General features: G+C 46.6%; 12 protein-coding genes. 4 read left to right on the plus strand and 8 right to left on the minus strand.

The annotated features are described in order from the left end of the window. Positions 1-13 precede the first annotated feature (13 nt). From L4C42_RS01085 to L4C42_RS01105, 5 genes are read right to left on the minus strand one after another with little or no spacing between them, the layout of a single operon-like run. A complete protein-coding gene (locus tag L4C42_RS01085) occupies positions 14-1,051 on the minus strand; it encodes a sensor histidine kinase (RefSeq protein WP_429758977.1) in 1,038 nt (345 codons plus the stop codon). Further along, positions 1,051-2,367 (minus strand): hypothetical protein, encoded by a 1,317-nt coding sequence (locus L4C42_RS01090; protein WP_429758979.1) that lies wholly within the window; start codon positions 2,365-2,367, stop codon positions 1,051-1,053. The genes L4C42_RS01085 and L4C42_RS01090 overlap by 1 nt, the downstream gene beginning before the upstream one ends. Further along, positions 2,364-3,149, minus strand: a complete 786-nt coding sequence (locus tag L4C42_RS01095) for an outer membrane lipoprotein-sorting protein (protein ID WP_353498414.1) — start codon at positions 3,147-3,149, stop codon at positions 2,364-2,366. Before L4C42_RS01095 ends, L4C42_RS01090 begins: the two co-directional genes overlap by 4 nt. Next, on the minus strand, positions 3,142-4,380 hold the full coding sequence (locus L4C42_RS01100) for an ABC transporter permease (RefSeq protein ID WP_353498415.1): 1,239 nt from the start codon (positions 4,378-4,380) through the stop codon (positions 3,142-3,144). The genes L4C42_RS01095 and L4C42_RS01100 overlap by 8 nt, the downstream gene beginning before the upstream one ends. After that, positions 4,377-5,081, minus strand: coding sequence for an ABC transporter ATP-binding protein (locus tag L4C42_RS01105; protein ID WP_353498416.1), 705 nt, complete (start codon positions 5,079-5,081; stop codon positions 4,377-4,379). The genes L4C42_RS01100 and L4C42_RS01105 overlap by 4 nt, the downstream gene beginning before the upstream one ends. Positions 5,082-5,276: 195 nt before the next feature. On the opposite strand from L4C42_RS01105, the gene L4C42_RS01110 reads away from it, so the two are divergent. Beyond that, entirely contained in the window at positions 5,277-5,504 is a 228-nt protein-coding gene (locus L4C42_RS01110) for a TIGR02450 family Trp-rich protein (protein WP_418641559.1), read from the plus strand. A 675-nt stretch (positions 5,505-6,179) separates the two neighbouring features. Here the strand turns inward: L4C42_RS01110 and L4C42_RS01115 are convergent. Further along, positions 6,180-7,565 carry a hypothetical protein gene (locus tag L4C42_RS01115; protein ID WP_429758982.1) on the minus strand — a complete coding sequence of 462 codons (1,386 nt, stop codon included), beginning with the start codon at positions 7,563-7,565 and terminating at the stop codon, positions 6,180-6,182. 219 nt (positions 7,566-7,784) lie between these two features. Between L4C42_RS01115 and L4C42_RS01120 the strand changes: the two genes are divergently transcribed. Continuing rightward, entirely contained in the window at positions 7,785-8,006 is a 222-nt protein-coding gene (locus L4C42_RS01120; protein ID WP_353498418.1) for a BCCT family transporter, read from the plus strand. Between the two features lie 504 nt (positions 8,007-8,510). Next, positions 8,511-9,725, plus strand: a complete 1,215-nt coding sequence (locus L4C42_RS01125; protein WP_353498419.1) for a phosphoribosyltransferase family protein — start codon at positions 8,511-8,513, stop codon at positions 9,723-9,725. 75 nt (positions 9,726-9,800) lie between these two features. On the opposite strand, the gene L4C42_RS01130 is transcribed toward L4C42_RS01125, so the two are convergent. Both L4C42_RS01130 and L4C42_RS01135 read right to left on the minus strand, forming a co-directional pair. After that, on the minus strand, positions 9,801-10,730 hold the full coding sequence (locus L4C42_RS01130) for a DUF808 domain-containing protein (protein WP_353498420.1): 930 nt from the start codon (positions 10,728-10,730) through the stop codon (positions 9,801-9,803). A gap of 65 nt (positions 10,731-10,795) precedes the next feature. Beyond that, positions 10,796-11,449: a glutathione S-transferase family protein gene (locus tag L4C42_RS01135; RefSeq protein ID WP_353498421.1), complete on the minus strand. Its 654-nt coding sequence runs from the start codon at positions 11,447-11,449 to the stop codon at positions 10,796-10,798. Positions 11,450-11,556: 107 nt separating this feature from the next. On the opposite strand from L4C42_RS01135, the gene L4C42_RS01140 reads away from it, so the two are divergent. After that, a complete protein-coding gene (locus tag L4C42_RS01140) occupies positions 11,557-12,369 on the plus strand; it encodes a LysR family transcriptional regulator (RefSeq protein ID WP_353498422.1) in 813 nt (270 codons plus the stop codon). The last annotated feature ends 237 nt before the right edge of the window (positions 12,370-12,606 follow it).

The raw sequence follows: 12,606 nt of genomic DNA on the forward strand, positions 1-12,606 counted from the left end.
AGTTCATCCAACATTATTGAACGTCGAGCGGTAAAGTAATAGTGGCGGTTACACCACCCTGTGCGTTTTCCGTGATGGTCAGCGTGGCGCGGCCTTGATACATGGCATTGAGCCGTGATTTAGCATTCTTGATCCCAATACCGTGGCCTGCATTGTCGCTGTTGGCTGAGAGGCCTAATCCGTTATCAACGACCTTTATTACGCATTGATTGCCTTTATTTTGTGCCTCAATGGCAATATTGCCTCCTTTGACACTAGGCTCAATACCATGCTTGATAGCATTCTCTACTAGAGGTTGCAGTAGATATGGCGGGATCATCAGATGGCTGGCTTCATCTGAAACATCAAACGTTGCCGTTAGTCTGTCACCTAAACGCGTTTCTTGGATAGCGAGATAGGCTTCCAATAGTTTTATTTCCGAGGTGATGCTGACATGACTACTGCGGTGGCCTGTCATGCTGGCGCGAAGAAGTGTGGTCAGCTTATCGAGCATTACTTTGGCCTGCTCGGGATTGGCATCAACGAGCACACCAACATTAGCTAAGGTATTGAACAGAAAGTGTGGCTCGATTTGACTTTGCAATTGCTTAAGCTCTGATTCGACTAAGGCTTTTTCTTGTTCAATTTGGTTGCGTTTGCTTTGCTCTAGAGCTTGTTGCAGTCTCATTTTCTGCTCTTGAGCATGAAAAAAGTAGAAGCAGATTGAGGTAAATATAATGCCAAGGAAAAAGATCGGTTTTATGCCGTTCCAAACATCGAATCCCGGATATTTACTCACCCAAAAATAAGCATTTACCGTACCGAGCGCGACAGCTACTGATAGAGTAATGGCGAGTGATAGAGTGCGCTGCTGATTCAGTGTCGGCACAAAACGAGCAAGCGCCCAAGACATGAACACGGCGCTGTAACCATAGCCTAAGCTTATCATCAGGTTTTCGTAATAAGGTGCAGACCAAATGGAAGCGGTGATCACCGCGATTAATGCGCAGAACAGGGTTGTGAGCAATAATGAGCGAGCCCAGCCATTCTCTGCCATTGGAATAGTCATCATTAGAAACGTCCTTTTAGATTAATTAGTATGTTATAGGTATCAGGTAAATTTGCATACACGCTATTCGTTGCCCCGGTCACGAATCGAGCGGCAAGTTCCAGGTTAAAACGGGTGTCTCCTGTATCAACCACATCAAAATCGAGCCACTGAGTAGCGATAATGCCGCCATCCTCAGGCGCTAACATGATATCCAGTCGCGGGTGCATGCTGCGTAGTAGGTCGCTGTCTTTACTCCATTGCCACTGACGCCAGAAAATAGGGTCAAGCCGGCCGTGCAGCATGACGTTGTGCTGTACGATGTTTTGCTGGCTGTAGCCAAGGGCATATGATTGAGAGATGGGGTTAAGTTTCGGGTCATTGATGCTGGCATATTGAAACGCGCTATCCCATTCAGATTGACTCCAAGCTCGCGAGTCATACCAATACTCACCAATCACACTCAGGCCGGATTCGTGCGACCATGTGCTTCCCACTAATACTTGGTTGGCATTGTTTTTCTCGGTGAGTCTCGCTGGTTGATTGGGTGTGATGTCATAGCCTTGATAACGGCGCGAATAAGAAACCGATGCGTGTGCTGACCATGCTTGGTTGAATACATTAACCAGACTCCCCCCAAGCAGTCCCTGACGAACATTGTCGTAATAGCCAATCATTTGCAGCTCAAGGTCGCCAAGTAAGCGGTAGTATTTGCCACCCAGTCCTTGTTGTTCGATAGCGCGGCCATACTCTGAGGTGTCGAGTTGGCTCCAGCTTGAGTCGGTAGCGATGAGCGTCCATTCCGACTCCAATCCATAGTGAGACAGCGCCAGTGTGCCCGCACCTTCTTCTATCTGTATTCCTACTGGATTTCGGCGATAGGGGGTAAAAATGTCCAGCACTCGGTAGCCATAACCAACTCCCCAATCGATACGTGCCTTGCCTATGAGAAAGTCCCATTCCGATTCACCGAGCGTTACGCTGGTCTCGTAAGTCAGCGTAGAGATGACCGCATCGAATTGGCGTTGGTTATGGCCGTTGGGCGCATTGTCATAAAGAGATGTGCTAAGCAGAGCCACATTGGCGCTAACCGAATGAAACTGCGCATTGATATCGAGTAGGGCATTCACTTGCTCGTGGCTGCGATCGCTTTGATCTGGCAAGAATGCACTGTCGCCGCCACCAATGGACTGTAAGTTCACTTGATAGTCGCTTTCAATATCGAGTTCATCCCACGAAGACTCTGTTGCGTTTGCTATGTTTGCGTTTAAAAGAAGAACCAGCGCCGCAGGCACCCAAGCAATACGATTGGGTGCAGCTGAGCTAACTTGGGTTTTCATAGCTCAACTCGCTTGTTTTTAGATAGGTACGCCGGGTTGTAGTACTTATCGGCGAGCTGGTGCGGCGTAACCTGTTGATAGTCGATGACCGTCTTTTTGTCGGTTTGGATTTGGTCGAGTAAGACCATAGTGACTACGCGTCTTTGGCCTTCCCGCTCTCCAGATTCAAACAGCGCCTTTTTGGCCAGTTTGCCAGAAGTGAGGTAGAGGTCGGCACGCACTGGAAAACCGCTTTGCTTTTCGACCCAAAGGTCAATGGACTGATAACTTGCACCCGCTGTTTTTGCCTTTAGAGATAGCTGCAGCGTAGGCTCTGAATCAGCACCGATAATGTCACTTTGCTCTGAGATGATTTCACCCGTGTAATCTTGACTCCAAGTAAGGGTGGAGACATCGCCCACCGACGCATCACCCAACAGCTTTTGCATCGGTGTGATGCGGATTGGCCTGCGACTTTTCGGCATGACTAACCAGTAATTATCACCAAGCATCAACATCTTTTGACCTTGCTCGACTTTGGACTTAAACAGCACCAAAGATTCGCGTTCTGGCCTCAGATACACTTCATACTGGCGAGTCTTATCCAGCTCGCCATCTTGATACAACGCTACTTGGGTGACAACTTTAGAAGCGGCGTCCTCTAGGCGGTAGTCATCGGCGATCGAAAGTATCTCAGCAGCGCTGGTATCTTTAGATATAGTGATTGCTTGCGCTTGCCAGCTGGCGCAGATTGTGACTAGTGATGCTATTAATAGCGGCTGTTTTCGAATCCAATTAAACATAAGCAAGTGCCTCCGTAATAGGTCGTTTGGTGCCTTTGCGTGCGGAAATAAAGGCGGCAAACACGCAGATGATGATGACAGCGATGCCTGCGGAGGTAGCAACGTTCAGTGAGAACACCAGCTCCAGTGGATAGCCTTCGCTTCGTCCAGGTGGAGGTGGCATTTGAATGTTGGCAACTTGAAGGAACAGGGTTGTGAACCAGGCAAACAGGGCGCCCGCAACGCTGCCAATTATTCCGATGAGTATCGACTCACGGACAAACATCGCGATGATTTCTCGTGGGTAACTGCCCATCGCCGACAAAGCGCCAATTTCGCGGGTACGTTCAGAAACGGTCATCGACATAGTGTTAAACAGCGCCACAAATACCACTAGACCAAGCACGATACCGAGGACACCAAAGATGCCGTTGTAAAGGCCGCGAACCTTGTTGTAGAAAAACGCGCGCTCGTACCATGGGGTGAGTTGCAAGTTTGAAAATGCAGGATCGCTGTTGAGTGCTTTTGTCACTGCCATTGAGGCGGAGTCTGTCAGTTTGGTGTCGTCTAGGTAGATAGATACGGCGCTGACTTTGTCACTGGCGAGTAGTGACTGTGCACTCGATAGGCGAACATGAATCTGGCGTTTATCAAGTTCAGGAACGCCAGTGCTGTAGGTGCCCACAACTTGGAAATCCATCGCATTGAGCACACCATCGGTTGTCGTGGCAAGCAACGTTACCCAGTCCCCAACGCGAACGGACAGGTTATTGGCCAGTTCATTGGCAATCATAATGCCGTCTTCGCTGGACTCGGTAAGTGCGCTGCCGGTTTGCAAACCGATGAAATCTTCACGCAGAACAAACTCACTGGGCTCAACACCATTGCCGACAAAAATAGAGGATTTTCGACCATTGGAAATCAAACCAGAGAAATAGATCCTAGGTTGAATGCCCTTAGTTTCGAGCGTTTGGCTAAGTAGTCCGTTAAGCGTTTGATACTGAGCGATACCATTTTGCAGTGGCATCTCTTCTTCACGCTCAAAGTAGCCAGGCTGGCTTAAGGTGATGTGGCCAACATCATTCGCTGTGGAGCGCTCGAGTGATTGATAGGTAAACAACCCAAAACCGGCAGCGGCAGTGAGCGCAAAGATGGCAATTGCAACGATGATCAATGACAACAGTGTGCGGCGCTTGTTTCTAACCAGATATAGGCTCGCGGCTTTAAAGCCCTGTAGTTGTGATGAAATCATGCGATCTCCTTACTTAGCACAATCGGCTGATGTTGTGGCATGGAAGAAAGCGTGCCGTCGACCAGTTCAATGGTGCGGTCACAGCGGCTGGACATACGACTGTCATGCGTGGCGACGATGAAAGTCGTGCCTTGCTCATGACTAAGCTGTTTCATTAACTCAACGATTTGCCCTGCAGATTTGCTGTCTAAGCTGGCGGTTGGCTCATCGGCTATGACCAATTGCGGGCTGTGAATCAAAGCTCTAGCGATGGCAACACGTTGCTGCTGGCCGCCGGAAAGGTGGTCGGGACGATGGTGTTTGACCTCTCCAAGTCCCACACGCTCCAGCCATTGCTCGGCAATTTGCATACGCTCTTGATAAGAGGTTTTGTTGAGCATGAGCGGATAGGCGACATTTTCGAGAGCCGTCATTACTGGAATTAGGTTAAAGCGCTGGAACACGAAGCCAATATTTTCACGGCGGAAACGGGTTAATGCCTTGCCGTCTTTGCTCATGGTGTTACCTGCGAAAGAAATCTCACCATCATAATCAGTGTCGAGTAGCCCTAAGATATTGAGCAGAGTACTTTTCCCTGACCCCGACGGCCCACACAAGGCAACGATCTCGCCAGTCTGAATCGTGCCAGAAATGTGTTTGAGCGCTTCTACATGATTTGCACCCATGATGTAGCGTTTATGTAGTTGATGGAACGTAATCATATCGACTCCTTGCGATACTTTTCGATTGGTGTGTGTTCAATTTACTGAGTCGGACAGGGCATCGCTTCGTGATGCGACAAATGGTGATTTTTGGAGATAAACGGTTAGTGATGGAGATAAATGGTTCTCAAAGAATGATCGAATTGTCAGGGGCTACGTTGAAAGAGAAGAGATTCACAATGGGTATTGATAAGCATGAATTCGACAATAAATAAGTTTAATCCCAACAAGTTACTGAACAGCAAGTGGACAGCAGTGACACCGAAACAGAAAGAGAAGCACTTCATTGTGGTTGAAGTAGAGCGCGATGAAGAGGGCATTGTGATTGGTTGTCAGTTAGAGGCGATTATGTCGAAGCGAGTGATAGAGATGGATTGGTGTGAGTTGAAGGATAGGGAGAGTTGGTTGCAGGGGTGGAAGTGAGGGGCGTGTTTATCTACCTTCGGACTAGATACTATCCCCCACGTTTAGTTAGCGTCATTCCTGCGCAGGCAGGAATCTAACCGCAGCGGGTATTGACTCGCCTTTTAACCTTGAAAGCTGAGTTGACCGACGTTGTTACACCAGTAGGTATTGATCTGTTGCTAATGCTCGCTTTTCCGTAACGCATTTATGCCCCATTCCGTTTTGGCAACTAGGAAGGATCTCTTCTCAGTTGCTTTCCAATCCACAAGTATTCCTCGCAGTTGAACAGTTGCCAAATTTGCAACAGTTGCCTGAGTTGTGAAATCGTTCAGTTGTTGCAGATTATGCAACAACTTCCGCCTGATCCAATTGTGCAACAGCTTGTTGCACAAATCAGCCTTAGGTACTTCCCAAAAACATGTTGAGATAGCAGTAGGTCTTCGTAAGACTAATTTGGTCAACAGGATGTTGGACAAACTCTAGTGTTCAATTATGCAAGAGGGTCTTGCACAATTGCGAAACAAGTTGTTTCGTAAATCATCTCTGCCCCTTTATGTTTTAGTTAAATCTATCAATAGCATAAGTGGAAGAGTGAAACGGTCTACTTTTTCTCATCCGCCAGTGTCGAAAACTCTACCGTCCGCACATAGTGCGGACGGTAGATATGACCTAAAGGCTGTTAGGTTTGGGTAATTATGCTTGTTCCCAATGTTTCAGCAGGTTTTGCGCTAACTGTTCATCTTGGATGAAAACAGAGAAATTAGTATCACGAACTTCATCGTCTACCACTATAAACAGTGATGGATTGTCGACTACTTTGCTGAAGTGATAAACCACATTATCATCGTTTAGAATGACTAGTGTTAAACGCTGTGGGGAAGTCTGTTCGAGTTTCCAAGAGTGTGATATACCATCAACTTCAACCAAACCGATGTTCTCCTCTCTATTGAAGTTAATGAAAGTATAGTGCGACAGCCTAACGTCAGAGTCTGTTTCATCTCTAGCAACATCGAGCAAACGGGTAAACGTGCGTCCAGTAAGCTCATCTGCATCAAAGCTGAGGCGGTTGTCATAATCCGTAATATCAGTTGTGGTGTAAAAGTTAATAATTTTGGGTGCACTTAAGTCACCCCAATTCAAATCGGGATAAACTAATAGACTTAACTCGTTCGTCAAATACAAGTATTCTGCAGAGTGTGAACCGAAGTCGCCATTAAAAATCTCCATTCGGTTTTGCTCTACTTTATAAGGGTCACAGAATTCGTCATCCCCCCAAGTAATGTCGCAAACTTCGGTCTCATTGAAATACGATGTCATAATACCAGTCTGATTTTGTTGTGGATTATGAAGCGAACCCTCGTACCAAAATGTTGACCCTGGCTCACCGATTAAATGATCTTGTAAATCAGAAATTACTGTTTCTCGTTCGATAATATCCCCACGCACAACAAAGTCTACTTTATCCAATTCTTGTGGTTTTTGGATTGAATCACGGAATTCGTCTATTGCCGCTGTTAGATGTTGTGCGAGTTCAAGAGTTGTGTAGTCTACAGAGCCAAGGTCTTCTGTTAGCTCTAAAGCAACGCCACGCGCAGCAGCGTGTGAGCGATAAGCCTCTTGATTCATCTCTGATTCTTTTAAGGCAATATAGTCTCCTGCAACTACAGAAGGCTCAAGGTTTAGTGCAAGGGCAACGTCAGGTACCTCCATATTGTTTTGAAGCGCTAAAGTAGTAAAAGGCGTAATGTATTCAGACCCCGCTGGTGCAGTCATAGAGTATGAGTGTGTGCTATAACCAACGCGGTCTTTATCTTGGCTCATACCCGCAGTCACGGTAGCGATTAATGGGTAATCAAGATGATTTTGGGCAATGCTGATTTCGCCATTTGCATTAGTTTTACCCAGCACTTTGTTACATTCGCCATCAAAACTTGTGTCTATACATACTGTAGCCGACTGTAAGTAGCCATCGATGACTTTAATTGTTTTAGTTGAAGGTGGTGTTTCATTGTTACCCCCACCACAACCGTATAAGGAAGCCGCTAAGAATAGACTGATCGTTGGTTTAGTTAGTTTCATTTTACTTTCCGTTGTTAGTAAGGATTGCTAGTATAATCAGCTCGTTATGTAGCAACAGAGTTCGAGAGTGAAACATGTGTAACGTTATGAAAGGTATGTAATTATTAGTGGTTAAGTGTCATTGATATGTTGTTCATTTAACCCAGCATAGTAACTTTACATATTATCGACCTCGTTCATGCTTAGGATGACATACCGAACAGCAAGCTGACTTTTCAATTGATAGTTAACTTGATCACTGTTCTAGTTCTCGCAAGATTAACGCCGCCTATAACGACTTTTGGTTCGGGTACACTTGTTATCAATACACTGATATCAAAGGATGAAGATAATGCTTCGATTTCACAACACATTGGCTGGGTAATTGCAATTTTTGATATCACTAGCTTGTTATTAATGAGTGGAGGCATGACCGCTATTCAATATATCTGCATCATATAGATTGGATACCAAGTTAAGCACCTTTCCATACCGCGAACTAATCCGAAAAGAGAGAGTGCTCCGAAGAGCGTAACTCAGAATTGTCCAAAAAAGAGCTAGATACCCTGTAAGGCATGTGTGATCACCAAGCGATTCTGTCGTACAAAGAACTCCTTAAACACCTGGTGTGCGCGTTGAGCAGATTCCGCATCAAGTGCGGAATGACGAAGCCTTTAGCGGTAGTTGCAAAGGTATAGCTATGAATGAAAGAGTCTCTCGTAGTATGACTGTCATTGGTTCACTTAGAGACCGATTATTCGCTTTGAAAGATCCGCACGTGAGTAAGGGCGACGGATGCTTAAGTTAGTTCACAGCAATCGAAGTAAGAGTGCTTTGTACAAAGGTCACTTAGCATTCCAACTCGCACTTACCATTAATTACCCTTTCCCCCTGCCGTTTTGCTCCCTTTCCCGCTAGAATACCCTAATCACAACCCACTCACTTTCCGAATCAATAAGGATTGCCATGAGCAGCCAAAACGCACTATCTAGCGATATAGTGATTGTCAGTAACTCTTCCGATAACCCGTTTGCCATTGATGTCGCTTATGCGATGGGGCAGCATGAGGACATCTCTGATGTCATCAGTATGAAGCACTTCATGAATACCGAATTTTGCCCGCGCTTTATCTCCGATGAAGATGACATGGACAATATCGGCAATAGCTTAGAAGGTAAGACGGTCGTTATCGTCAGCACTGGGAATCTTGTGACCAGTCGTCAAGAGCTAGCGATGCACAACTTTATTATTGCGCGTGCTGCCAAAGAAAACGGTGCGAGTCGTGTGGTGCTGGTGGAGCCAGACCTGTTCTTTTCTGCGCAAGATCGTGGTGCGCGTCCGGAGCTTGGTGATACGGGCGGTGAACGTTCTGTGTCGGATATCAAGAAGTTTGATGGTCAGCCGTTTACCGCACAGCTTTATGCGCAGTTGTTGAAGCTGTCTGGCGTTGATGATGTAGTGACGGTACACAATCACTCAGACTCAGTGCAAAAGATGTTTGGCGATGTGTTTGGTGGCCGCTTCTATAATCTCATTCCTTATCAGATTTACGCGCATTACCTGCTCAATTCTAATATGTTGAACTACGGCCCAGATGGCGAAGGTTTGGTACTTTGTGCGCCAGACAAGGGGGCACGTGATTTCGTTAAAGAGATGTACAACCGAATTGGTTTGAGCAAAGCCAAATTCATCATGTTGGATAAAGAGCGCACCGCTGAACGTAAAGTTGAAATCACTCTACACAAAGAGAGTGAAGACACGTTCGAAGGTTTGGAAAAGTCGAGCATCGTACTCTTCGACGACATGGTTCGTACTGGGTCAACCGTGGTGAAATCGTGCCAGTTCCTGCAGCAGCTTAAACCTGAGAACATGGTGTTTACCGTCTCTCACTTCTACGCGAGCACCGAAGGTCGTGAGCGTATGTCGCACCCTGCATTGGGCGAGATTCTGACGCTGAATACCATGCCGACCATTCTTAACCGTGACGAACAAGGTCGCCTGCGTAAGAAGATGGTGGTACTGAAGATTGAGAAGTACTTGGCGCAGGAGCTAAGCAAAATCTTAGATATTCCGCAGCGTTTGGAAGAAGAAAATCCATATAAGATCGACATGTCTTCTAAAAACCCGCGTTTCCAGCGCAAGATTTGGTTCTCTGATCAGCTGTCTGAGCTGAAAGGCTAATTCAAGCACCATATTGATAGTCCAACTTTGGGCTGGCAACTTAGTAACGGCACATTCCCATAAAGAGTGTGTCGTTTATTTGTTTTTGAATGCCACAAAACCTTGGTGAAGGGCAAAGCACACTGCGCCGAGAACGGCACCGCTTGCGAGATGAATCATACTCGCGCCGATGCTCTCCCAGAATAGATCTAGGCTAGGAATATGATTAAATGTGTCCGCTTGAGCGGCGCTTAAGTGTTCCAGCCAGGGCAGGGCGTGGGCGATAATACCACCGCCAACTAGGAACATGGCGATAGTGCCAACAATACCCAGCGCTTTCATTAACCACGGAGCAAACTGTAGCAGACCCATGCCAAGCTTTTGTTTTATCGAACTCTTGTTGGGGTTGTTATTGATAAGCCATAGCCCTGCATCATCAAGTTTGACGATGATCGCTACCAAACCGTAAACACCTGCGGTGACTAATACCGCTACCACACTTAAGCCTATCGCTTGCATGGTAAGGGACTGCGCCATCATAGTACCCAGCGCAATGACCACAATTTCAGCAGAGAGAATAAAGTCGGTGCGAACGGCGCCTTTCACCTTTTGTTTTTCGTAATCGGCGAGTTCTTCTTCGCTCATGGCTAGAGCTGGATGATTACTGGTTGCTGTTGACGTTTCGCCGCGATGGCTCCACCAATGGTGCACCTTTTCAAAGCCTTCATAGCAGAGAAAGGCGCCACCAAGAGTAAGAAGGGGTGTTATTAGCCAAGGGGCAACCAAGCTAATCAAAAGTGCAGCGGGGACTAAAATGACTTTATTAAGCAGGGAGCCCTTTGCTACTGCCCACACTACCGGCAGCTCTCGCTCGGTAGAGACGCCGCTGACTTGCTCTGCGTTCACCGCTAGATCGTCACCGAGCACACCAGCGGTCTTCTTAACCGCAACTTTGGACATGACCGCCACATCGTCCATCAGTACGGCAATATCGTCAATCAGAGTCAGTAAACTTGCGCCAGCCATGAAGAGGTTCCTTTAAGTAGTATTTACCTGTTTTACCATGGCTTTATTGTAGTTGATGTTAAGCGCTAGGCGCAGACTTCTTCGCCAGCTTCATCTTCTATCACGATGTCCGTCTCAGAGCTTGCCTCTGCAAGCCATCGCAAAATGGCGCCACTGGAGAGGACTTTTTCTTGATAGTGCTTTGCAGGTTCAGATAGCTCAATACCATAGGTTCTAAATCTGAGTGCGACGGGAGCATACATAGCGTCAGCAATGGACCAGTCGCCAAATAGCCATTGTTCTCGATACTGGCTCATTTGCTCTGACCATAAATCATCGATTCGTTTGATATCCGCACGGGCCGCTTGGCTTAATTCAACCTTGCGACGAGCGCGGCAGTTCATTGGTAGCTCATTACGAAGCGCCATAAAACCTGAGTGCATTTCACTGACTACGGCACGTGCTTTGGCGCGCTCTATGATAGACCCTGGCCAGCAGCGACCATCAAGATATCGCTCGTTGACATATTCCATGATGGCGAGTGAATCCCAAGTGGTAATGTCGGAGTCGACTAGGGTAGGCACTTTGGCTGTTGGTGTTACTTCGGCAAGTGTTTGATAAAACTCGGGAGTGAATAGAGTGAGCTTTTCCACTTCCACGTTTATATTGTTTTGAGCAAAGATAAGCCAGGCTCGTAGTGACCAACTCGAGTAGTTTTGGTTTGCAATATACAGTTTCATGTCGCCTCCTTTCTTGGTTTGATTTTCATCATAATCAATGGTTTGATGGGTGACTAACGCATAGTTTTAATGAGTGCCATCAATGGAATCGATGGGTGGAGAGGGTTATGGATATTGAAGCGCTACGCAGCTATTTGACGTTTTCGGAAACGGGCAGTTTCACTCGGGCGGCGAAACAGATCAATCGAACGCAGTCTGCGTTTAGCGCCCAGATGAAGAAGTTAGAAAGTGAAGCGGGGACGCCACTGTTTGAGCGTCAGGGGCGTAATATGATGCTCACAGAAGCAGGGCTAGCGCTAAAAGCACATGCGGAGCAAATCTTGGCGCTGCATGATAAAGCGTTGCATCAAGTTCAGAAGTATCAAAATAAAACCTCACTGAGGCTCGGCTGCCCCGAAGATTACAATGAAACCATTCTTCCAAAAGTGATCAGTGCCATCACTCAAACGGAGCCGACTTGTTCAGTTCAAGTTTACTCTCAACCCAGTGTCGTTCTAAGAGAGTGGCTCGATGAAGGGAAAATCGACGCAGCGATAGTGACAAGAGCACCAGACAGTGAAGAGGGTTATTGGCTTGAGTCCGATCGCGGAGTGTGGATTGCTGCTGAGGATTTTAATGTCTCTCAAAGGCCGCTGCCTTTGGTGCTGTTTCAAACCGACTGTAAATACCATGCTGCTGCTATTGATATTTTGGCGAAACGCAGTGTTAGCCATCAACTCATCGCATGCTGCAATACGGCATCCGCCCAACGGTCGTTGGTCTCTGCAGGGCTTGGCGTCGGGGCGATGGGGCAACTGAGCGTCAACAAGGATGTGGTCATTATAGATAATATGCCGCCACTGCCTAATGTCGACATAGTGCTGCTCACAGGAGCCACTGCGCACCCTCTGATAACACAGTTATTTATTGCTGAAATTTAGCTCTGTTTAGGGGAGATAGATGGATATGTAATACGATTTGTTCGTATTACATATCTAGAATAATTATCAATATATTCTGTGGTTAAACGTAAATGTTATAATTTATTTGTTTTTATAAACGTCTGTTCTAAAAATATTCTACCAAATGAAAAGTTTTTGTCRGAAATTACCTATTAAGTAGTAGAGTTGATTTTCGTCAATTGTTTCCAGTTTTTTCGTTTGTAACATGCTTGTGAT

Source organism: Vibrio wakamikoensis, from assembly GCF_050337275.1.
Classification (GTDB): Bacteria; Pseudomonadota; Gammaproteobacteria; order Enterobacterales; family Vibrionaceae; genus Vibrio; species Vibrio chaetopteri.

Coding starts and splice junctions, on each gene's coding strand:
- L4C42_RS01090 (WP_429758979.1), bottom strand. CDS start 2,367: ATGAAAACCCAAGTTAGCTCAGCTGCACCCAATCGTATTGCTTGGGTG.
- L4C42_RS01110 (WP_418641559.1), top strand. CDS start 5,277: ATGAATTCGACAATAAATAAGTTTAATCCCAACAAGTTACTGAACAGC.
- L4C42_RS01135 (WP_353498421.1), bottom strand. CDS start 11,449: ATGAAACTGTATATTGCAAACCAAAACTACTCGAGTTGGTCACTACGA.
- L4C42_RS01130 (WP_353498420.1), bottom strand. CDS start 10,730: ATGGCTGGCGCAAGTTTACTGACTCTGATTGACGATATTGCCGTACTG.
- L4C42_RS01085 (WP_429758977.1), bottom strand. CDS start 1,051: ATGATGACTATTCCAATGGCAGAGAATGGCTGGGCTCGCTCATTATTG.
- L4C42_RS01095 (WP_353498414.1), bottom strand. CDS start 3,149: ATGTTTAATTGGATTCGAAAACAGCCGCTATTAATAGCATCACTAGTC.
- L4C42_RS01100 (WP_353498415.1), bottom strand. CDS start 4,380: ATGATTTCATCACAACTACAGGGCTTTAAAGCCGCGAGCCTATATCTG.
- L4C42_RS01140 (WP_353498422.1), top strand. CDS start 11,557: ATGGATATTGAAGCGCTACGCAGCTATTTGACGTTTTCGGAAACGGGC.
- L4C42_RS01125 (WP_353498419.1), top strand. CDS start 8,511: ATGAGCAGCCAAAACGCACTATCTAGCGATATAGTGATTGTCAGTAAC.
- L4C42_RS01115 (WP_429758982.1), bottom strand. CDS start 7,565: ATGAAACTAACTAAACCAACGATCAGTCTATTCTTAGCGGCTTCCTTA.
- L4C42_RS01105 (WP_353498416.1), bottom strand. CDS start 5,081: ATGATTACGTTCCATCAACTACATAAACGCTACATCATGGGTGCAAAT.